Here is a 19,665-nt window from a genome sequence, read left to right as displayed (position 1 = left end):
ATACATTCATGAAGAAATTGATAACTGCTGAAGATTTAACGAAGATTGTTTCTGTTTCTCATCCGGTCTATTCGCCAGATGGAAAAAGGACGGTCTTTACAAAAGTCACTGTGAATGAGAAAAAGGATGATTACAATATCCATTTATGGGTTCGAGAAGAAGAAACAGAGGAGCTGTTTCAATGGACATTTGAGGATGGTAAGCATCATCAGCCAGCTTGGTCAAAAGATGGAAAGCAGCTTGCGTTTATTTTGCAGAAGCCAAAGGAAGTCCCTCAGCTCGCTCTCATCCAGAGTCAAGGAGGAGGCGTGCGTACCTTAACGAATATTCCATATGGGGTATCTCATCCTGTATTTTCTCCAGATGGATCTTTCATTTATGCGGCTGTGTCATTAAAACAATCAGAATCTGTTCATGATGAAAAAAAGGAGGAGCGAGATGACTTTGCTCCGGCGGTATATGATGATTTGACGTATAAAGCAGATGGAAGAGGCTTTTTAGATGGGCGTTTAACGCAAATCGTGCAAGTGGATGTCCGTTCAGGAGAGGTAGAGCCTGTCACGAGTGAGCAGCATCATCATGTGAATCATGTAGTATCTCCGTGCGGGAAGTGGCTTGCCTATATTCAATCAAATCCTCAGACGTTTTACATAAGTGATGTATGTCTTCTCTCATTAGAGGATGGTACGTCCAAGAAAATCACACAATCAACAGGCGCTTATTCCACCGTATCATTTTCTCCAAACGGAGAAAGCCTGTTATACATTGGACATGAGCGCGAATTTCAAAATGCAACGTTCCCGTCATTATGGCTGTATGATCTGAAGGAAGAAAAGACCGTTCAGCTATCAGAAATGCTCGATATGTATGTGGGCAACTGTATGGCAGGGGATAGTGTCATGGGTGAAGCCAATCAGCTTCCCCAATGGACAAAAGATAGTCAGGGGTTTTATGCGCTTGTCTCTGATCAAGGAAGTACAGGGATTTATTATTTCTCCATTGAAGGTTTAGCCTATCCTGTTCGACTAGAGGCAGAACATATCACGAACTTCAGCCTTCATCCTGATGAATCAAAATTGCTGCTTAGCCGGCTGTCACCCGTTTCACCAAGTGAGTTGTATGAGCTGACATTAGGGGAATCATTACTAAAGCAAATCACGTTCGAGCATGACGCCTTTCTTAAGGAGCATGTCCTATCAGTACCGGAGCCATTTTCGTTTCAGTCGAAAGAGGGCGACGATGTACATGGGTGGTTCATGAAGCCTTCTCAGATGGAAGATGGGAAGAAATATCCCCTCATTCTAGAAATTCATGGCGGACCGCATGCGATGTATGGTCACACGTATTTTCATGAATTTCAAATGCTCGCCTCTGAAGGCTATGCGATTGTGTACGTCAATCCTCATGGCAGTCATGGGTACGGACAGATGTTTACCGATCGTGTGAGAGGAAGCTATGGTGACGTTGATTATGAGGATGTCATGCTGGCTGTTGATCATGTGCTGGAAGCCTATGATTTCATTGATGAAATGAGGCTTGGAGTGACAGGCGGGAGCTATGGTGGTTTTATGACCAACTGGATTGTCGGACAGTCAGACCGCTTTCGTGCAGCCATCACACAGCGGTCCATCTCGAACTGGATTAGTTTTTATGGCATCAGTGATATTGGCTATTTCTTTACAAGGTGGCAGATTGATGGGGATATTTATGATTCGGTTGATAAGCTATGGGATCGTTCGCCGCTCAAGTATGTGAAACAGGTGAACACGCCGCTTCTCATCTTGCACAGCGATGAAGATTATCGCTGCCCAGTCGATCAAGCAGAGCAGCTTTTTGTGGCATTGAAGGAGCTTGGAAAAGACACAAGGCTGGTCAAATTCCCGAAAGCATCACATGATTTATCAAGAAGCGGTCATCCGGGGCAGCGTATTCAAAGACTGACCTTTATTCAAGAATGGTTTAGAGAAAAGTTATCCTAATGAAAAAAACGACCCAAATCGGGTCGTTTTCATGTCATATATGAATTAGAAAACCTGTTCAACTTCTACAACGCCAGGCACTTCTTCTAATAATGCGCGCTCAATACCGGCTTTCAATGTAATGGTTGAACTTGGGCAGCTGCCGCATGCACCAAGAAGACGTAATTTGACAATACCATCTTCAATGTCTACAAGCTCACAGTCTCCACCATCACGTAATAGAAATGGACGAAGTTTGTCTAGTACTTCCTGTACTTGGTCTTTCATTTCGACTTCAGTCATTAGATACAATCGCTCCTTTCACAACATATCACCATTATATTCATCTGGACGATAAAAATCTATTGATTGGTTTCAAAGTTTCCTTCTCATTATAGCACAATCTCATCTTGAAACAAAAAGTGATTTTGACTTTTTTCATACAGAAAGTTCAGCTAAAATAAAGGAAGAATAGGGGGCTTGTCAAATGAACCAAACCGTTGATCTTTATGTATATGGAAGAGATGTACTGTGCGCTAGCTGCGTGAATCTGCCTTCTTCAAAAGATACATTTGAGTGGTTAGATGCAGCGTTAAAACGAAAATATCCGAATCAGCCGTTTCGCATCACATATATTGATATTGAGCACCCGCCAGAAAACGAATGCCAAAAGGAATTGTCTGAACGAATTCTTGATGATGAATTCTTTTATCCACTTGTCCTAGTGGAGGATCAAATTGTTGGAGAGGGCAATCCAAAATTAAAAGACATTTATCAAGAAATGGAGAAATACGGGTACAAAGAGAGCAGTGAATAAGCTGTTCTTTTTTTGAGAAAACAGATAGAACATGCGTTCCTTTTTGTGTTGAAAAAGAACGTTTGTTCGTATATAATGGAATAAAAGGAGCGTGAGCATCATGAATTATTTACTGAAACAATCTCTTCATCAGCAAATACCGATTGATATGATTTATATGAAGAAAAACGGAGAGTGCACAAAGAGAAAAATTATAGTACACCGTCAATCGGAACAGCTCATCCAAGCGTATTGTTTATCGAAGAAGACAATGAGAACTTTTCGTAAAGACTGCATCCTTGCCCTTGCTCCGATCAAATTGACCAATCCATCGGCACATGCCGTTTCATAGAAAAAAGCTCCTTCGTCAGGAAGGAGCTTTGAGAAAAAATTCACATGAGTTTAGCCATTGTGATGCTTGTACATCCAAAGAAGTCCAGATTTTAGGAGTCTTGGCACACGGCCAACAAGTGGACGATCCGCAACTAAGCCAAAGCCGGCTTTTTTCCCTAAAGAGCCTAGTACCCCTTTTAGCTTAAACTGAGGATAAGCTTCAGGAAGCGGCTCGTTTTTCCAGCGTTTTTGTAGAGTTTGGACAATTTGTTCTGCCTGCGCCTCGGCAAGCTGTGCACTTGGGGCATGCGGTAGACTTGCGCAATCACCCACGACATATACATGCTCATCTCCAGGGAGATTGTGATGAGGAGTTAATACGACGCGGCCTTGTGCGTCTTTTTCAACATCCATGTCTCTTATCACTTTGCTTGGCTGAATGCCTGCTGTCCACACAATGACTTCTGCTTCAATCGCGTCGTCATGGTTGTAAACAACGCCTTCTTCAACCTTCGTTATATTGGCGCAGTTAATGATCTGTACATCATTTTCTTCAAACCATTTCTGCACATATAAACTTAATCTTTTTGGGAAGCTTGATAGAATCAGTTCTCCACGGTCAAAAAGAATAATGTTTAAATCGGTGCGGCTTTCTCGCAATTCACTGGCTAGCTCTACCCCGCTAAGTCCAGCCCCGACAATGCCAACTGTTGCGCCTGCACTCAAATTGTTTAATTTGTTATACGTATGCCTTGATTGATCAATGGTTTGAATGCTGTATGTATGTTCTTTTGCACCAGGGACATTATGGTACTTGTCCTCACAGCCAAGTCCAATGACCGTGTCATCATATGGAATGGGTTCACGGTCGCTGAATAAGATCTGTTTGTTTTCAATATCAATTTTTTCTACTTCCCCGTATTGAATATCCAGCTTCGGATGCTCTGGAAAAGATACTCGAATGTGATGATCAGAGATCGTTCCAGCAGCAAGTGCATAATATTCTGTTTTTAAACAGTGGTAAGGATTTCGATCAATTAATGTGATAGTAACATCATCAGGTAATTGATTTGGCAATAAGCGGTGGAGAACCCGCATATTCCCGTAACCTCCGCCGATCAAGACTAAATTTTTCATGACGATTCTCCTTTTCCCCCTAGACATTGAAAAACACTTATACTAAAAAACTTTAAGTTAAAATACCAAATAAAATTATATCGAATTTACTGTGAAACCACAATAATTGTTTCAAAATAACCTACATATTCATCAGTTAGTCCTAAATAGTAAAACATTTTACGAGGAATAGGCGTAACGTTGTAGAAGAAGCTCATGTTTTGACTAATAGAAGGAATTTCGGTAGGATGTAAAGGCGATGTGAGGTGAAGCACAGTGTTTCCATTGATCGAATTTTGTGTAAGTAATCTTGCACAAGGGTCTCAAGAAGCAAAAGAGAAGCTTGAAAAAGACCCAAACCTAGACGTTATGGAATACGGCTGTTTAAGCTACTGCGGCAAATGTATGGACTCCCCATTTGCGCTTGTAAATGGAGAATTTGTTTCAGGAGAAAATGCAGAGCAGCTAGTTGAGCGTATTTATGCTTTTATAGAGGAAAATGACATGTTTTAAATGCACCGCATGGGTCATGAGGTGCATTTTTTTCACACTTCCCGCTTCCATTTTTAAGGAGAATGAATAGAAAGCGCATTCAATATGTTATGCTAATAAAATATCATCAAAATGAAGCATCACACGAGAGAAAAAGAGGCATATGCATAATAAAAGCCCTTTGCCATGGCAGCAAAGAGCTTCTATGTATGAAAAACGGGGGATGATAAGATTGTCTCCTGAATCGACTCCTTTTATACTATAAAGAAACAACATTTTTGGAGGACGCTCATGACATCATTTCAATTCACGAAAATGCACGGATTAGGAAATAATTATATATATGTCAATCAGATGAAGGAACAGCTTCCAGAAGAGCAGCTATCAGAGATAGCGATCCGCGTGTCTTCTGTTTATACAGGAATCGGTTCAGACGGGATGATTCTCATTTGCCCATCAGATGTTGCAGCTGTGAAAATGCGCATTTTCAATAATGATGGATCAGAGGGGAAAAACTGTGGTAACGGGCTGCGCTGCGTCGCAAAATATGTGTATGAGCATCAAATTATGACAGACACGACGTTCCAGATTGAGACATTGTCAGGACTCGTTGAAGCTACTGTCCATATCAAAGATGATCACGTTCAGTTAGTCACAGTAGATATGGGAAAACCACGTTTCGAAAAAGAAGCGATGCCGATGCTTGGTGAACCGGCCAGCACAACCATCAATGAGGCACTTGATTTTGGCACGGCGACTTTAAATGGAACGGCTGTTTCAATGGGTAACCCGCACATCGTTTTCTATTTAGAGGACATTGAGAAAGCTCCGCTCGATACACTTGGACCAATCATTGAAAAGCATGACATGTTCCCAGAAGGCGTCAATGTAGAATTTGTTGAACGCGTCAGTGAAACGGAACTGCATTTTCGCGTGTGGGAAAGAGGATCAGGGATTACGCAAGCGTGCGGAACAGGAGCATGTGCTGCGGCTGTATCAACGATTGTGAATGGACATGCGAAAAAAGAAACGGACATGACCGTTCATCTAGCTGGCGGAGACCTTATCATTCGCTGGAAAGACAATGACCATGTGCTGATGACAGGACCTGCTGAAACAATTTGTGACGGCATATTCTATATCTAAACCATTTATTTGAGAAAAGGCATCATCACGTTTATAATTGAAAAGAAACATCCAGTCAAAAGGAGGGATGATCGTGAGTACACCAGTAACGATTACAGAAGCTGCTGCATTGCAGATTAAAGATATGATGAAAGAACACGAAGAAGAAAATGCGTTCCTGCGAGTGGGCGTAAAAGGCGGCGGCTGCAGCGGTCTTTCATACGGAATGGGTTTTGACCATGAAGTCTCAGAGAAAGACACGCAGTTTGAACAGCACGGCATAAAGGTCCTTGTCGACTCCGAAAGCCTTGATATCATGAACGGCACCATCATTGATTTCAAACAATCACTAATGGGCGGCGGTTTCACCATCGACAATCCGAACGCCATTGCGTCATGTGGATGTGGTTCTTCTTTCAGAACAGCCACGAATACCGGTTCGCCGGAAGAGTGTTAATCATGTGATCTTGAATAAAAAGATAAGCCTTCTTTTTCGTTTTTTTGTTAAATAAAACGATCGAGAAGGCTTTTTTGTCTGATTGAGAAAGACGGGGTAAAGAAAAAAAGACACTCATCCAGCGCCTCTTTCTCCATCATTCTTCTTCTGTTTTTAAAAGTTCTTTATCAAGGATATAAACCAACTCCTGTGTACTAGACAAATAGATCACCACTTCTTTATTGACATCTTCCACGTGGACTTCAGCCTCAACTCGAATCTTTACTGGTTCTCGGCGATACATCACTTCAAATGTACCAATTTCTTTCGTTTCATTGTCTTTTTTCATTTTCTTAACTTCGGTATGTATGTGTTTAATTTGTTGATCACTCAAACCGGAATCTACAATCGAAGTGGAAACATGTTTTAAAAAAGTCTCTAGATTGTCAAAGTCAATATTCAACCCTGCTGCGAATTCAGCATCGCGTTTGTTAAATTCTTTTGCAAACAGTTCAACCGAGCCACCAATGATGAGTAACAAGCTAAAACTGATCATTAAACGCTTAAACATCTTTCCACCTATCTTTCATCATGATCTTCCTCACTTCTTATATATCGGTTCAGCAAATGAAACCTTCATTGATTTATTCGCCTCAAGATTACTTCGTAAATCGCTCAATTTTGTTACAGCTTGCCCGAACAACTGGCTATTTCCACTCGAAAAGAGTATCATGAGAACCAAACATAAACTGTAGTCAGAAAAGAGGTTGCTGAGGTTTGAGTGAACAAATCAATTGCAGGAACTGTCATGAACTGATTCCGTATCGTTCCAAAACGTGTCCATCTTGCGGGATTGAGAAGCCGCTTCCGAAAAAGGAACGTGTGAAGGATCGGGTGATTTTGGTTGTGGCAGGGATTGTTGTGGTGCTGCTTGCTGCAATGGTACTTGGGATGGCGAATGCCTATATTGGGATTTTTAAATAAACGAAAAAGGAGTTCCGCGAGTGGAACTCCTTTTTTTGATCCGTCCTTATTTGTTTTCAAATAAGCTTGTGGAATGAAGAGGCTGTACACGGGCTTTCGGGTCCATGTAGGCTTTCGCATTGTTGACAGCAGTTGGTGCTTCACCAAATCCGCTTGCAATCAATTTGACTTTTCCTTCATACGTACAGATGTCTCCTGCTGCATAGAAGCCTTCAATGTTCGTTTCCATTGTGGATTTGACCACGATGGAGTTCTTTTCGATTTCAAGGCCCCATTGTTTAATTGGTCCAAGGGAAGAAACAAAACCGAAGTTGACGATCACATCGTCCACATCAAGCACTTGTTTTTTGTCTCCTTTGACTTCTTCGAGCACGATCTGTTCAATGCGGTCTTCACCAATGAGCTCAGTAGGCACAAATGGTGTCAGCACATTGACTTTCGAGTTGTGCAGGTTCTCTACACTGTGCTCATGTGCGCGGAATTTATCACGGCGGTGAATAATGGATACTTCTTTTGCAATTGGCTCAAGCATCAGTGCCCAGTCCACCGCAGAGTCTCCACCACCAAGCACAGCGACACGTCTGCCAGCAAATTGGTTCAAGTCATTAATGAAGTAATGCAGGTTGCTTCCTTCAAATGATTCTGCTGCACTTAGTTCAAGCTTTCTCGGTTGGAATGCACCGTTACCAGCTGTAATGATGATCGTCTTAGAATAATGAACCTCTTGATTTGTGACAAGTTTAAAAATACCGTCTGCCTGTTTTTCAACCGTTTCAACTGCTTGTTCTAAGCAAATGGTTTGATCAAATTTATCCATTTGTTCCTTTAAATTATCAACTAATTCTTGTGCGCGGATTTTTGGGAAACCAGCCACATCATAAATATATTTTTCAGGGTAAAGAGCGGATAGTTGACCGCCGAGCTGAGGAAGGCTTTCAATGATTTTCACACTTGCCTGTCTCATGCCTCCGTAAAACGCAGTAAACAATCCAACTGGGCCGCCCCCGATAACGGTAATGTCATATACCTTAGAATCTTCTTGCATTCCTGTAATCCTCCCAAATGAAAATTGTTATCACTATATCATATCATACCACATATGACCGTTTGACTTGTTTTGAAAAACTTGTCGTTTTTTGATGCCGGTGCTCTGAATACGAGGAAAAAGTGAGAAAGACCGTTTATCATAAGGATTTTCAGTTTAAAGCCTTGAAAAAAGGAGCAGAACTCGCTATTATTGTTAAGGGAACTAAATATTAATTTTTTATGAATTTTTGTCGGATACGGTCAAATGCTTTCGTTTTTTGTAGGTGAAAGTTCAGATTTTCACATACTTATTTTTTGTTTAAATTTCATAAAATGCCGCAAAGCGGTTGAGAATAACGATATGTAATTCTTTATCCGTTTTACAGCAAATTTAAAAAAGGTGGATGTGATTCCAGTGAATAAACCGAAAATCGTTGTATTAGGTGCAGGTTATGGCGGATTAATGACTGTAACAAGATTAACAAAACAGCTTGGCACAAATGATGCGGACATTACTCTTGTGAACAAGCATAATTATCATTACGAAACAACATGGCTACATGAAGCAAGTGCAGGTACACTTCATCATGATCGCTGTCGTTATCAAATCAAAGATGTGATTAACAGTTCCCGTGTCAACTTTGTACAAGCAACAGTTGAAAGCATTGATAAGGAAGCGAAGAAAGTTGTGACATCAGATGGCGAACTTTCTTATGACTACCTTGTTGTCGCACTTGGTGCTGTTCCTGAAACATTTGGCATCGCAGGACTGAAAGAATATGCATTCTCCATCTCTAACATCAACTCTGCTCGTCAGCTTCGTGAGCACATTGAGCTTCAATTTGCGACGTATAATACTGAAGCTGAAAAACGCCCAGAGCGTTTGACAATCGTTGTCGGCGGTGCAGGCTTCACAGGTATTGAGTTCCTTGGTGAGCTTGGAAACCGTGTGCCTGAGCTGTGCAAAGAGTATGATATTGATCAAAAAGACGTGCGTATTATCTGTGTAGAAGCTGCGCCAACAGCTCTTCCAGGATTCGATCCTGAATTGATCGACTATGCGATGAACTACCTTCAAGGTAAAGGTGTTGAGTTCAAAATCGGTACAGCGATCAAAGAATGTACGCCTGAAGGCATCATTGTTGGAAAAGACGATGATACGGAAGAAATCAAAGCTGAAACTGTTGTTTGGGCTGCAGGTGTACGCGGTAACCCAATCGTTGAAGCAGCTGGATTTGAAAACATGCGTGGTCGCGTAAAAGTTTCTCCAGATCTTCGTGTACCAGAAAATGATGATGTATTCATCATTGGTGACTGTTCATTGATCATCAACGAAGAAATCAACCGTCCATACCCACCAACAGCACAAATTGCAATGCAGCAAGGTGAAACAGTAGCGAAAAACCTTGCAGCACTAGTAAAAGGTGGATCTCTTGAAAGCTTTAAGCCAGACATCAAAGGAACAGTTGCTTCTCTTGGTGAACACGACGCTGTAGGTGTTGCGTTTGGTAAAAAACTTCAAGGGACAAAAGCTTCTGCAATGAAGAAAATCATCGACAACCGTTCTTTATTCATGGTTGGCGGACCAGGACTTGTTCTGAAAAAAGGAAAATTCAAGTTCTTCTAAACCGTAATAGACGAAAACGTGTATCCTCGTGATACACGTTTTTTTATGAAATACGGAATATTTTCTCACTTGGTACTGGACAGAAAAATGTGTTATGATAAATTATCAGAAAATTTAGACTAAGGAGTGAGCCATATGAAGGCACAAACAAAAGAAAAGACGTCAGCCTGTCAATATTGTTCAGGAAAAGGATATTTTCAGCTACTGCTTGGCGGCTCTGAAACATGTGAGGAATGTAAAGGGACAGGAAAGCAGCATTAATCTATCTGCTTTTTCCATTGATTGACTTCATCTCTATTTCCAAGTTAAACTAATGATGGGATATTTGGGGGTGGAGATGAAGTGATCAGTTTACCAGTCGTTATCATTTCAGTTATTTTATTTTTCGTGTTATTTTTTGGCATTGGCTTTTTGCTGAATATGCTGCTAAGAATGTCATGGATTATGGCAATTTTATATCCAATTGTATGCCTTTTCATTATCAATAATCAAAAGATGGTGACATATGTAAGAGAGCCAGGTATCGCTTTTTCAGGGATAGGAGACCGCATCGTCTCACTTGCTGTGGCAGATATCATCATTTTATTAAGCGGCTTAATTGGTGCGATTGCATCAGGTTTTGTCATCAATGCACTTCGAAAAAGAGGATATCAAATGTTTTAACTCACTTGTTTACACGCAAGTGGGTTTTTTTGTTTCTCCTTTGCATAGTTTCCATTTCGTTTGGAAACAAATAGATGGGTAGAGGAGTGACAAATAAAGATGAAAACATGGATGAAACGCTTGTTCATGACAGCCCTTTTCGTGCTTGCATTGATGACAAGCTTTACGGGCATATCTGGAGTAGAACCAAGTGATCTCGCTGCATGGGTGAAAGAGACCGATGCCGGCAAGCAAGTATCTTCTTTTTTTCAACAACAAAAAAGACAAACGATGGTGGTCAAAAGCGATGACTTGCGAGCTGCTTCTCTCGAAGAAGCGTTTAATTGGAATGAATATCCGAAGCAAAAGGTCGTTGCCACAGGCTATACAGCAGGTGTGGAATCAACAGGTAAAACAAAGGAACATCATGCATATGGCATTACATATTCAGGCGTCAAAGTGAAACGTGATTTATATTCAACAGTGGCAGCAGACCCAGCTGTCTTTCCAATTGGAACCGTGCTGTTTATCCCAAACTATGGCTATGGTGTGGTCGCAGATACCGGTAAAGCCATTAAAGGTCATAAGCTTGATTTATACTATGAAACCGTTGACGATGTGTATAGAGAATGGGGTAAAAAAGTGCTGGATGTCTATATTATCAAAAAGGGCGAAGGGACTTTAACGGAAAAAGAGTTAAATCAGCTGAATGAAGCGGAATCGATGCAAGTTTTCCGTCAGCAGTTTCAAGCCAATAAAGAATGAAAAAGCTTTGGGCCATTTGAGGTCCAAAGCTTTTTCGTTTTTACATGAAGTAATAATCTAAGAGGAGTGTCAGCAAGATTCCTGTTAAGCCGCCGAAGAAGACTTCAATCGGCTTATGCCCAAGAAGCTCTTTCAATTTCTTTTGTTTCTCTTTTTCTTCCGCACTTGGGAAATTCTTTGCTTCGGCAACAAAATGGTTAAAATCTGTCACCAGTTTGTTGAGAACAGTGGCCTGTTCTCCTGCCTGTCTGCGAACACCTGTCGCATCAAACATCGTAATAATGGCAAAGATGGCGGAAATGGCAAAAATAGATGTTCCTAACCCGTGCTCTAAAGCCACTGCTGTTGAGAGAGCTGTTACGGCTGCGGAGTGTGAACTTGGCATTCCGCCTGTGCTTGTAATGAGCGACCAATCAAGTCGTCTAGAAAAAATAAATTGAATGGGTACTTTTACAAATTGTGCAAATAAGATGGCTGCAAGGCTGGCAAGCAGCGGGAAATTCGTCAGTACGCTCATGAACAAGAAACATCCTCTCTGTAAGAAAAAATATCGTGCGAAATGATTGACTGTTTACCCTAGTAAGATGAAAAAAATAATAGCAGTAATAAATGTTGCCAAGTCCATGTTCATTATAACATTAAAGAAAGTAGATGTGGAACGAGGAGAACATGGACAGGCTGCTAGGAAGGGCACCACTTTTTCATGATGCCCTTCCGCGTGTGAAAATATAAATGTTCATGAAATGAAGACAGACTGGCAATGATCGTATAGGCACGCAAATTTTGATATAATAGAAGTTCCAATGTAAAAATGGAGTTCATTGAAGGAGCGTGTGATAAATATGTTTTTCTCGACAAATGAATTGCAACATAAAGATACACTGGCCATCGGACTTTTTCAAAAGAGCCAATTATCAGGAAAAGCAAAAGAAATGGATGAATTACTTGAAGGAAGAATCACCGAATTATTAAAAGAAGGTGATATTTCATCAAAAAGAAATCAGCTTTCGAAATTTTTCCCATCCCCTGAAACAGGCATCAAACGCATTTATTTTGTCGGGCTTGGGAAGGAATCAGATTACACATTTGAAGAGGCAAAAGAAGCCTTTGCGCATTTATTTAAAAAGCTTCATCAAGATAAAAAGCAATCGGTTTCGATCTTGCTGGATACGTTTATAGGAAAGGATCTGTCTGCTCATGATGCAGCCCATGCCCTTTCTGAAAGCTGCCTCTTAGCTACATATGAATTACAAGATTTTAAACATAAAACGAATGAACCGGATCGATTTATCGAATTTGTTTATGCAACGACGGATCATGACACCGTTGAAATTCAGGCTAGTCTGAAAGTGGGCGAAGTCTACGGACAATCGGTCAATTCGGCTCGTACACTTGTGAATATGCCGCCGAACATGCTCACGTCCTCTGACCTTGCTTCCTATGCGGCAGAGCTTGCTTACAAGTACGAATTTGAGATTGAAATCTTAGATAAAGAGCAAATGGAAGAGCTTGGGATGGGCGGTATTTTAGCCGTCAATAGAGGCTCAACAGAACCACCAAAGCTCATTGTGTTGAAATATCAAGGCAAGGAAGAATGGACAGATGTCATCGGCCTCGTCGGTAAAGGCATCACGTATGATACAGGTGGATATTCATTAAAGCCAAGAGCAAGTATGGTGGGGATGAAAACAGATATGGGCGGCTCAGCCTCTGTTTTAGGCGCGATGGAAATCATCGGCGAGCTTCGCCCAGAGCAAAATGTGATTGCTGTCATTGCCTCAACAGATAATATGATCTCGGCAGACGCAATGAAGCCGGATGATGTAATTGTGTCACTGAGCGGTAAAACAATCGAAGTGCTCAATACGGATGCAGAAGGACGTCTTGTTTTAGCAGACGGTGTGACATATGCGAAGCAGCATGGTGCCTCTGTTCTTGTAGACGTTGCAACATTAACAGGCGGGGTCATTGTGGCGCTTGGAAATGAGACAACAGGTGTCATGACCAATAACAATGAACTGTACGCCCAGTTTAAAGAAGCATCAGAAGAATGCGGTGAAATGATTTGGCAGCTGCCGATCACTGAAAAAGATAAAAAACGAGTACGAAACAGCAAAATGGCTGATCTCAATAACTCTCCAGGTCGAGATGGTCATGCGATCATGGCAGGTGCTTTCATTGGTGAATTCGCTGAGGACACCCCTTGGGTTCACTTAGATATTGCAGGTACAGCGACAACAGAAAAACCTTCATGCTTTGGACCAACAGGGGCAACAGGCGTGATGGTGAGATCATTGGCGACATTTGTGGAACGATTCGAAGCAAAGAAATAAAGGTTAGGGCTCTGCCAGCTGGCGGGGCTTTTTTTATGTAGGACATACGCCATTTGACGAAGTATTTTTTCTGTGGTAACATACGTTGGTACTTTAATTATCTACTACATTAGTAAACTAAAGGATTTCGGGGGTTTCACCATGAATGCAGTTGTTTTAGCGGTTGTTTTAATGTTGATATTAAGCTTACTGCGAGTCAATGTGGTTATTGCGCTGGCACTTGGCGCTTTAGCGGGTGGGCTTGCAGGTGGATTAGGTCTTGGAGGAACAGTTGAAGCCTTTACTGACGGGCTCGGTGGAAATGCGACAGTTGCGATTAGTTATGCGCTTTTAGGGGCCTTTGCTGCGGCGCTGACGAAAACGGGTCTTCCAGATGCCATGGTTGAAGGAGCAGTGAAGCTTCTAGGAAAAGAAGGAGACTCAAGAAGAAAAACATTATCAAAAGTGCTCATCATTCTTGTCATTTTGATCGTATCCTGTTTTTCACAAAACGTCGTTCCTGTTCACATTGCCTTTATTCCGGTCTTAATCCCGCCATTATTAAAGGTGTTTAACGAGCTTCAAATTGACCGCAGACTGCTAGCATGTGTCATGACCTTCGGACTCACTGCACCATATATTTTACTTCCAGTCGGTTTTGGACAGATTTTCCACGGAATGCTCCGTGACAATATGAAGGATGCAGGTCTAGCTGTGAATTTAGCAGATATTCCATATGCAATGCTGATCCCTGTTGGGGGTATGGTGCTAGGATTGATCGTCTCTCTTTTCGTGTATCGTAAGCCAAAAATATATGAGGATCGCGATATTACAGATGTAGAGAAATCAGCGTATACGAAAAAAAGTCTATTCTTTGCTGGTCTTGCCATCCTCGTGTCATTGATTGTCCAGCTTTATCTGTCTCAAAGCCTTGGCGTGGAAGGTATGATCTTCGGTGCACTTGCAGGACTGCTTGTCTTGTTTGTGACCGGAATGATGAAACGCGATGAAGCAGATCAACTGATTACATCTGGAATGAACATGATGGCATTTATCGGTTTTGTCATGCTTGTTGCGGCTGGATTTGCCAACGTTTTAACCAAAACAGGAGACATTGAAACGCTTGTTAAAGCATCTTCACAATTTATCGGCAACAGCCAGAGCCTTGCGGCAATTTTAATGCTGCTTGTGGGTCTGCTTGTGACAATGGGGATTGGATCATCATTTGCAACGATTCCGATTATTACGACCATCTTTGTTCCACTTTGTTTACACCTAGGGTTTAGTCCAATGGCGACCATTGCAATTATTGGTTCAGCTGCGGCTGTTGGGGATGCAGGTTCTCCAGCAAGTGACAGTACGCTTGGACCGACATCTGGTTTGAATATAGATGGACAGCATCACCACATTTGGGGTACATGTGTCCCGACTTTTATCTATTATAATATCCCGCTTGTTCTGTTCGGCTGGCTGGCAGCTATCATCCTTTAACATAAAAAGCTTGTAGAGAAAACAATGTTTTTTTCTATAAGCTTTTTTGTTTTGTGCTGTTTCTCTCTATTTATCAGATGTCTGTGAAGCAATCTGATTTTCCGCTGTTCGAATGTCAATAAAAAATAGGACAAAAGTAAAACTAAAAGGCATGAGTCCGATACAATATCGAACCCATGCCTCGAAAGCTGTCTCATAAAAAACCCGTGTCTAAGTTTAGGGGGTCACTTCAAACCAAGACAGGCTCTTTTTCTTTGATTAAATAAATATAAGAAACAAATTCAGCTTTCTACAATCGTACGTTCCTCGATAATGAGGAATCTTTTTTCATATTTATGACGCAGCTTGTTGTTTTCGAAAGGATGTGGCTTTTGAAACAGAGCGATAAATTTTAGGTGCCAGCATCGCAAGTAAAATGGTAAAAGCGTAATCTTTCACCATAAACCAAATCATGAAGAACCACGTGGTTTGATAGGAAATCGGTACATTCAGCCACACATTTAACGCAAGGTACGTATAAGTCGTCCCGATCACATATATTACGGTCGTTCCAGCAATGGCTGCAAGCAAAAAATGGCCAAAGCCAGGGTGTTTTCTTTTCTCTAAAATGAATCCAGCTAGCCAGGCAGCAGGAATATACGATAATACAAAACCACCGCTTTTGCCTAAAATGACCCCAAAGCCCGCTGAGAACTGTGCGAATACAGGTGCACCAGCAATTCCGACCAAGGCATATACAATCATAGCCAATGCGCCAAGCCGTCTGCCGAGCAAAAGACCAGCAAGTATACAAAAAAATGGCTGCATTGTGAGTGGAATTCCGCCGACCTGCAAAAACGGCACAATGGATGTGATATTGGCTCCAATAGCCATGAGTGCAGCAAACATTCCGACTAGCACAAAATCAGCGGTTCTTGTTTTCTGTTGCATGATGTTTCCCCCTGTCTTATCTGTACAAATAGATTAAGGGGATGAGGAGTATTTGTCAACCTGTTTTCGTTATTGGTTAACAATAAAACCCGCCCATCAAAAGGGCGGGTCTGTATTAAGCTTCTGTCATAGAAGACGCATCGATCGCTTGATGAACAGGCACATAATCATAGCTGAGATCACGAGCGACGGCTTCATATGTGATATGTCCGTTCATAACATTGACACCTTCTGCGATGGCTTTGTTTTCTTGAATGGCTTTTGCAGCGCCTTTATTAGCAATTTGCAGTGCGTATGGAACGGTTACATTCGTTAAAGCCACAGTCGATGTCCGTGGAACTGCTCCAGGCATATTGGCGACTGCATAATGTAAAATACCGTGTTTTTCATAAGTAGGCTGATCATGTGTTGTGATATGATCTATTGTTTCGACAATGCCGCCTTGGTCAATCGCTACGTCTACTATGACGGAACCAGGCTTCATTTGCTTCACCATTTCTTCTGTCACAAGCGTCGGTGCTTTGGCACCTGGGATCAGAACGGCACAAATGAGAAGGTCTGCCTCACTAACTGAATCTGCAATGTTGACAGGATTGGACATTAACGTTTTCATTTGATGACCAAACTGATCTTCCAGCTGACGTAATCGTTCCGCGTTTACATCAATGAGTGTCACATCTGCGCCAAGTCCGATGGCCATTTTTGCTGCATTTGTTCCAACAACACCGCCGCCTATAATAGTGACCTTCCCTCTTGATACCCCTGGCACGCCTGCGAGCAAAATACCTTTCCCGCCTTTTGGCTTTTCTAAAAATTGTGCACCGATTTGAGCGGCCATTCTACCTGCCACTTCAGACATAGGGGTTAACAGGGGAAGTGATTTTCCGTCCGTTACCGTTTCATAAGCAATGGCTGTGACACCTTTTTGTTTCAATGCTTCAGCCAAGGAGGGCTCTGCGGCAAGATGCAGGTACGTAAATAAGATGAGTCCTTCTCTGAAATATGGATATTCCTCAGGTAATGGTTCTTTTACCTTCATAATCATATCAGAAGATGCCCACACATCTTTCGCTTGATCAAGAATCTCTGCACCAACAGATACATAATCGTCATCAGTGAATCCGCTTCCAGAACCAGCGTTTGTTTCAATTAAAATCTGGTGTCCAGCTGAAAGCAATTGAGAAGCTGCTCCTGGTGTTAATGCCACTCGGTTTTCATTGTTCTTAATTTCTTTCGGAATGCCGATGATCATGTTTATTCCTCCTATGCTTATCTATTGATATTGTATGTCTAGTGTATCCTGAAAGTTTAGAAAATTCTTCGGTTGAAATAAAAAATAAAAAAACGCCTCTTTGTGAAATTTCACAAACGGACGTTTTTTAGCTTCATATCAAGATAAATGGTCATTTTCTCATTCATGTTTTTTAAATCAATTTCTGCAATGTCTGTAATCCGCTTTAGTCTGTAATTCAATGTATTGATATGAATGTTTAATTGCTTTGCGGCGATATTGGCATTGCTGTCACAATCAATAAACCGTTCAAGGGTTTCGACTAGGTTGGAATGATGCCTTAGGTCGTAATCCTCTAGCTTCGATAAAGAGTAACTGGAGTAAGACGAGCCCTTTCGCTTTTCAGCAAGCACATCTAAATATTGATAGATGCCGAGTTCAGAAAAACTGTTTAAACGTTCCGTTTCAACAGGAAAGCGTTCTTTTGTTTTTAATACAGCCAGTGCTTCTTTATAGGATGGCTGAATCTGAGAGATATGATCGTAAATTCCGCCAATCGCCGCCTGAACGTGATGGATATGATAGCGGTCAGACAGCTGCTTTAGCATGCCGCTTGTGAATTGTTTAATATCTTGCAGCGGATGCTCTGTTTTTGGCGAGACAAGAATAATGAATTCGTGAAAATCAACAGTCGTTAATAGTACCTGCACTTGCTGCGTTGTTTCAAGCAGATAGGACAGCTTTTTTTCCGTCTCCTCTGTGAGTTCGTCACGAAGGCGAAAGATGATAATGGCGTACGTGTCTGGACATCTCATGCCAAGTCTCAAAAATAGGTCAAGCATCTCATCCTTTTCATGAATATGGCCTGTGAGCATCTTCCAAAAAAGCTCTTGATTGCGTACTTCTGTTTTCGTTTTTCGAATTTGTAAATTGAGTAATTTGTTTTTAACGGCGTTTGCTGCCATTTTGAGAAGGTCCATTTCTTCTTCTGAAAAAGGCTGCGTGGATTCAATGGCCCAGATAAATCCGAGCACCTCTTTGTCTTTCCATATCGAAATAGCGACCCTGCTAGATAAACCCACTTCTGCAATTTGAGGTACACGAAGCGGTTCATCTGTTTTAAGGAGTGTAGGAATGATGCCGTCCTTCCAAAGCCGATTAATGACTTTTTCCGGTACACGGCGGGAGATAATGGTTGAAGTTCTGGCGGGATCAGTGAAATCATTGTGTGTGCTATATGCCAATAATCGATGATGAGTATCTTCTATAGTAATAGGGCAATTGAGCACATCACTAATTTGGTCTGCCACATCCTCTAAACGATCAAGACTATACTTAAACGGATCTGTCTTTTTTGTCATAAAAACCCCTGCTTTTTCGAATATTTCACGTACTTACATTATGAAGAGAATGAGGTACGTAAATCAATAAAAAAATGTCATAAACTTAAAAAAACAGAAAGCGATAGATCTGAGTGATTTGGTCATAAATGGATACCGAAAAGAAATAGTACAATAATAATGTAGTAAAAAATCAATAGGTGAAAAGATTCATTGGGGCATGTGCGTACTTATTAAGAATATATGACCAAAAAAATGTTAAATACTAGATAAAAAGCGAAAAAACAGTAATTCCATAGACTCATTTTGTAAAATAAAAACAGATTTGTTTGACTGTGTATCATTTCTGTTTTTATAATAATAACGTCAAAAAATAAGTGGATTAGCCCATTATATGGCGGCTATGCACGGGAGGTAATGAGGAATATGTCAGGAATTATTCGCGTAACCCCAGAAGAACTAAGAGCGACCGCTAAGCAATATGGTGTTGAAAGTCAAGAAGTGTTAAACCAAGTTGATCGTCTAAATAGAATGATCTCTGATTTAAAAGGAATGTGGGAAGGTGCTTCTAGTGAAGCATTTGCTGATCAATACGAACAGCTAAAGCCTTCATTCATCAAAATGTCTGATCTATTAACAGATGTCAGCAATCAGCTTGATCAAACTGCAAATACACTTGAAAGCACTGACCAAGACATCGCAAGCCAAATCCGCGGCTAATCAAAGTGATTTCCTTTCTAAGTGTGAAAAGCAGAAAAAGCGCCGAGTCTGTCAATTGATGCCGGCGCTCTTTCTATTTTGTGAGGTGGAAATTTGTGTATATCGATATTACCATCGACTTAAAAAATTACGATGGCAGTGTGTTTGATTTGAGACTATCAAATTATTTACATATTAAGCAAGTCATCCATATCGCCTGGCAGGCAAAACAAATCTCACTTCCTAAGCGAGAAGGTGGATGGGTACGTGTAGTCAATAAGAAAGCTGTGTTTTCAGGCGAATATAAGCTGTCAGACTGTGGGATCACCACAGGGGACAGGCTGGAAATACTATGAAAGGAC

The 19,665-nt window shown here is 41.3% G+C and carries 22 protein-coding genes and 1 pseudogene; 15 read left to right on the top strand and 8 right to left on the bottom strand.

Annotated elements, in window-relative coordinates; genetic code table 11:
• The first annotated feature begins 8 nt into the window (after positions 1-8).
• Complete coding sequence (locus C6W18_RS06315) at positions 9-1,979, top strand: S9 family peptidase (RefSeq protein ID WP_105926720.1); 1,971 nt, start codon at positions 9-11, stop codon at positions 1,977-1,979.
• A gap of 45 nt (positions 1,980-2,024) precedes the next feature.
• Here the strand turns inward: C6W18_RS06315 and C6W18_RS06310 are convergent.
• Positions 2,025-2,324 (bottom strand): annotated as a pseudogene (locus tag C6W18_RS06310) (NifU family protein).
• Between the two features lie 121 nt (positions 2,325-2,445).
• Here C6W18_RS06310 and C6W18_RS06305 point away from each other — a divergent pair.
• The gene (locus C6W18_RS06305; RefSeq protein WP_105926718.1) at positions 2,446-2,775 is read left to right on the top strand and encodes a YuzD family protein; all 330 of its coding nucleotides are present in this window, start codon (positions 2,446-2,448) and stop codon (positions 2,773-2,775) included.
• 100 nt (positions 2,776-2,875) lie between these two features.
• Positions 2,876-3,106, top strand: coding sequence for a WYL domain-containing protein (locus tag C6W18_RS06300; protein ID WP_034317072.1), 231 nt, complete (start codon positions 2,876-2,878; stop codon positions 3,104-3,106).
• Between the two features lie 50 nt (positions 3,107-3,156).
• On the opposite strand, the gene C6W18_RS06295 is transcribed toward C6W18_RS06300, so the two are convergent.
• Positions 3,157-4,224, bottom strand: coding sequence for an NAD(P)/FAD-dependent oxidoreductase (locus tag C6W18_RS06295; RefSeq protein ID WP_105926717.1), 1,068 nt, complete (start codon positions 4,222-4,224; stop codon positions 3,157-3,159).
• A gap of 255 nt (positions 4,225-4,479) precedes the next feature.
• Here C6W18_RS06295 and C6W18_RS06290 point away from each other — a divergent pair, with 255 nt between their 5' ends.
• The 3 genes from C6W18_RS06290 (at position 4,480) to erpA (ending at position 6,277) form a co-directional block, all read left to right on the top strand.
• Complete coding sequence (locus C6W18_RS06290; RefSeq protein WP_008346813.1) at positions 4,480-4,716, top strand: YuzB family protein; 237 nt, start codon at positions 4,480-4,482, stop codon at positions 4,714-4,716.
• 270 nt (positions 4,717-4,986) lie between these two features.
• A complete protein-coding gene (gene dapF, locus C6W18_RS06285) occupies positions 4,987-5,841 on the top strand; it encodes a diaminopimelate epimerase (RefSeq protein WP_105926715.1) in 855 nt (284 codons plus the stop codon).
• A 73-nt stretch (positions 5,842-5,914) separates the two neighbouring features.
• Entirely contained in the window at positions 5,915-6,277 is a 363-nt protein-coding gene (erpA, locus tag C6W18_RS06280; RefSeq protein ID WP_034317079.1) for an iron-sulfur cluster insertion protein ErpA, read from the top strand.
• A gap of 136 nt (positions 6,278-6,413) precedes the next feature.
• Here the strand turns inward: erpA and C6W18_RS06275 are convergent, their stop codons facing one another.
• Complete coding sequence (locus tag C6W18_RS06275) at positions 6,414-6,827, bottom strand: hypothetical protein (RefSeq protein WP_105926713.1); 414 nt, start codon at positions 6,825-6,827, stop codon at positions 6,414-6,416.
• A gap of 206 nt (positions 6,828-7,033) precedes the next feature.
• Between C6W18_RS06275 and C6W18_RS06270 the strand changes: the two genes are divergently transcribed.
• Positions 7,034-7,240 carry a hypothetical protein gene (locus C6W18_RS06270; RefSeq protein ID WP_024425965.1) on the top strand — a complete coding sequence of 69 codons (207 nt, stop codon included), beginning with the start codon at positions 7,034-7,036 and terminating at the stop codon, positions 7,238-7,240.
• Between the two features lie 46 nt (positions 7,241-7,286).
• Here C6W18_RS06270 and yumC read toward each other — a convergent pair whose 3' ends face one another.
• Entirely contained in the window at positions 7,287-8,285 is a 999-nt protein-coding gene (yumC, locus tag C6W18_RS06265) for a ferredoxin--NADP reductase 2 (protein ID WP_079920600.1), read from the bottom strand.
• Positions 8,286-8,675: 390 nt separating this feature from the next.
• On the opposite strand from yumC, the gene C6W18_RS06260 reads away from it, so the two are divergent.
• The 4 genes from C6W18_RS06260 to C6W18_RS06250 all read left to right on the top strand — a co-directional run bounded on the left by C6W18_RS06260 (position 8,676) and on the right by C6W18_RS06250 (position 11,300).
• A complete protein-coding gene (locus C6W18_RS06260; RefSeq protein ID WP_189318068.1) occupies positions 8,676-9,893 on the top strand; it encodes an NAD(P)/FAD-dependent oxidoreductase in 1,218 nt (405 codons plus the stop codon).
• A gap of 135 nt (positions 9,894-10,028) precedes the next feature.
• Positions 10,029-10,154 carry a YuiA family protein gene (locus tag C6W18_RS20010; protein ID WP_160171266.1) on the top strand — a complete coding sequence of 42 codons (126 nt, stop codon included), beginning with the start codon at positions 10,029-10,031 and terminating at the stop codon, positions 10,152-10,154.
• Positions 10,155-10,235: 81 nt separating this feature from the next.
• A complete protein-coding gene (locus C6W18_RS06255) occupies positions 10,236-10,556 on the top strand; it encodes a YuiB family protein (RefSeq protein WP_034317087.1) in 321 nt (106 codons plus the stop codon).
• Between the two features lie 99 nt (positions 10,557-10,655).
• Positions 10,656-11,300 carry a 3D domain-containing protein gene (locus tag C6W18_RS06250; protein WP_105926709.1) on the top strand — a complete coding sequence of 215 codons (645 nt, stop codon included), beginning with the start codon at positions 10,656-10,658 and terminating at the stop codon, positions 11,298-11,300.
• 40 nt (positions 11,301-11,340) lie between these two features.
• Here C6W18_RS06250 and C6W18_RS06245 read toward each other — a convergent pair whose 3' ends face one another.
• Positions 11,341-11,817: a divergent PAP2 family protein gene (locus C6W18_RS06245; protein ID WP_034317092.1), complete on the bottom strand. Its 477-nt coding sequence runs from the start codon at positions 11,815-11,817 to the stop codon at positions 11,341-11,343.
• A gap of 325 nt (positions 11,818-12,142) precedes the next feature.
• On the opposite strand from C6W18_RS06245, the gene C6W18_RS06240 reads away from it, so the two are divergent.
• Positions 12,143-13,633, top strand: a complete 1,491-nt coding sequence (locus C6W18_RS06240) for a leucyl aminopeptidase (protein ID WP_105926707.1) — start codon at positions 12,143-12,145, stop codon at positions 13,631-13,633.
• 141 nt (positions 13,634-13,774) lie between these two features.
• The gene (locus C6W18_RS06235; protein ID WP_105926705.1) at positions 13,775-15,103 is read left to right on the top strand and encodes a Na+/H+ antiporter family protein; all 1,329 of its coding nucleotides are present in this window, start codon (positions 13,775-13,777) and stop codon (positions 15,101-15,103) included.
• A gap of 333 nt (positions 15,104-15,436) precedes the next feature.
• On the opposite strand, the gene C6W18_RS06230 is transcribed toward C6W18_RS06235, so the two are convergent.
• The 3 genes from C6W18_RS06230 to adeR form a co-directional block, all read right to left on the bottom strand.
• Positions 15,437-16,033 carry a biotin transporter BioY gene (locus C6W18_RS06230; RefSeq protein ID WP_105926703.1) on the bottom strand — a complete coding sequence of 199 codons (597 nt, stop codon included), beginning with the start codon at positions 16,031-16,033 and terminating at the stop codon, positions 15,437-15,439.
• A 115-nt stretch (positions 16,034-16,148) separates the two neighbouring features.
• On the bottom strand, positions 16,149-17,285 hold the full coding sequence (gene ald / locus C6W18_RS06225; RefSeq protein WP_105926702.1) for an alanine dehydrogenase: 1,137 nt from the start codon (positions 17,283-17,285) through the stop codon (positions 16,149-16,151).
• Positions 17,286-17,395: 110 nt separating this feature from the next.
• Positions 17,396-18,625: a sporulation transcriptional activator AdeR gene (gene adeR, locus C6W18_RS06220; protein WP_034317105.1), complete on the bottom strand. Its 1,230-nt coding sequence runs from the start codon at positions 18,623-18,625 to the stop codon at positions 17,396-17,398.
• Positions 18,626-19,030: 405 nt separating this feature from the next.
• On the opposite strand from adeR, the gene C6W18_RS06215 reads away from it, so the two are divergent.
• Positions 19,031-19,324 carry a WXG100 family type VII secretion target gene (locus C6W18_RS06215; RefSeq protein ID WP_003213769.1) on the top strand — a complete coding sequence of 98 codons (294 nt, stop codon included), beginning with the start codon at positions 19,031-19,033 and terminating at the stop codon, positions 19,322-19,324.
• A gap of 95 nt (positions 19,325-19,419) precedes the next feature.
• Positions 19,420-19,659 (top strand): ESX secretion system protein YukD, encoded by a 240-nt coding sequence (gene yukD, locus C6W18_RS06210; RefSeq protein WP_003213579.1) that lies wholly within the window; start codon positions 19,420-19,422, stop codon positions 19,657-19,659.
• The last annotated feature ends 6 nt before the right edge of the window (positions 19,660-19,665 follow it).

Origin of the sequence: Bacillus sp. LLTC93, assembly GCF_002993125.1 — a bacterium.
GTDB lineage: Bacteria > Bacillota > Bacilli > Bacillales > Bacillaceae > Bacillus > Bacillus zhangzhouensis.
Note: the sequence above shows the minus strand (reverse complement) of the source record. Positions and strands in the feature narration are given on the sequence as shown.

What these genes read in the sequence shown, in the direction of transcription:
- C6W18_RS06215 (WP_003213769.1), top strand. Translation starts at nt 19,031, where the DNA reads ATGTCAGGAATTATTCGCGTAACCCCAGAAGAACTAAGAGCGACCGCT.
- C6W18_RS06235 (WP_105926705.1), top strand. Translation starts at nt 13,775, where the DNA reads ATGAATGCAGTTGTTTTAGCGGTTGTTTTAATGTTGATATTAAGCTTA.
- C6W18_RS06245 (WP_034317092.1), bottom strand. Translation starts at nt 11,817, where the DNA reads ATGAGCGTACTGACGAATTTCCCGCTGCTTGCCAGCCTTGCAGCCATC.
- C6W18_RS06315 (WP_105926720.1), top strand. Translation starts at nt 9, where the DNA reads ATGAAGAAATTGATAACTGCTGAAGATTTAACGAAGATTGTTTCTGTT.
- C6W18_RS20010 (WP_160171266.1), top strand. Translation starts at nt 10,029, where the DNA reads ATGAAGGCACAAACAAAAGAAAAGACGTCAGCCTGTCAATATTGTTCA.
- C6W18_RS06295 (WP_105926717.1), bottom strand. Translation starts at nt 4,224, where the DNA reads ATGAAAAATTTAGTCTTGATCGGCGGAGGTTACGGGAATATGCGGGTT.
- ald (WP_105926702.1), bottom strand. Translation starts at nt 17,285, where the DNA reads ATGATCATCGGCATTCCGAAAGAAATTAAGAACAATGAAAACCGAGTG.
- C6W18_RS06230 (WP_105926703.1), bottom strand. Translation starts at nt 16,033, where the DNA reads ATGCAACAGAAAACAAGAACCGCTGATTTTGTGCTAGTCGGAATGTTT.
- C6W18_RS06250 (WP_105926709.1), top strand. Translation starts at nt 10,656, where the DNA reads ATGAAAACATGGATGAAACGCTTGTTCATGACAGCCCTTTTCGTGCTT.
- adeR (WP_034317105.1), bottom strand. Translation starts at nt 18,625, where the DNA reads ATGACAAAAAAGACAGATCCGTTTAAGTATAGTCTTGATCGTTTAGAG.
- yumC (WP_079920600.1), bottom strand. Translation starts at nt 8,285, where the DNA reads ATGCAAGAAGATTCTAAGGTATATGACATTACCGTTATCGGGGGCGGC.
- C6W18_RS06275 (WP_105926713.1), bottom strand. Translation starts at nt 6,827, where the DNA reads ATGTTTAAGCGTTTAATGATCAGTTTTAGCTTGTTACTCATCATTGGT.
- dapF (WP_105926715.1), top strand. Translation starts at nt 4,987, where the DNA reads ATGACATCATTTCAATTCACGAAAATGCACGGATTAGGAAATAATTAT.
- C6W18_RS06305 (WP_105926718.1), top strand. Translation starts at nt 2,446, where the DNA reads ATGAACCAAACCGTTGATCTTTATGTATATGGAAGAGATGTACTGTGC.
- C6W18_RS06300 (WP_034317072.1), top strand. Translation starts at nt 2,876, where the DNA reads ATGAATTATTTACTGAAACAATCTCTTCATCAGCAAATACCGATTGAT.
- C6W18_RS06240 (WP_105926707.1), top strand. Translation starts at nt 12,143, where the DNA reads ATGTTTTTCTCGACAAATGAATTGCAACATAAAGATACACTGGCCATC.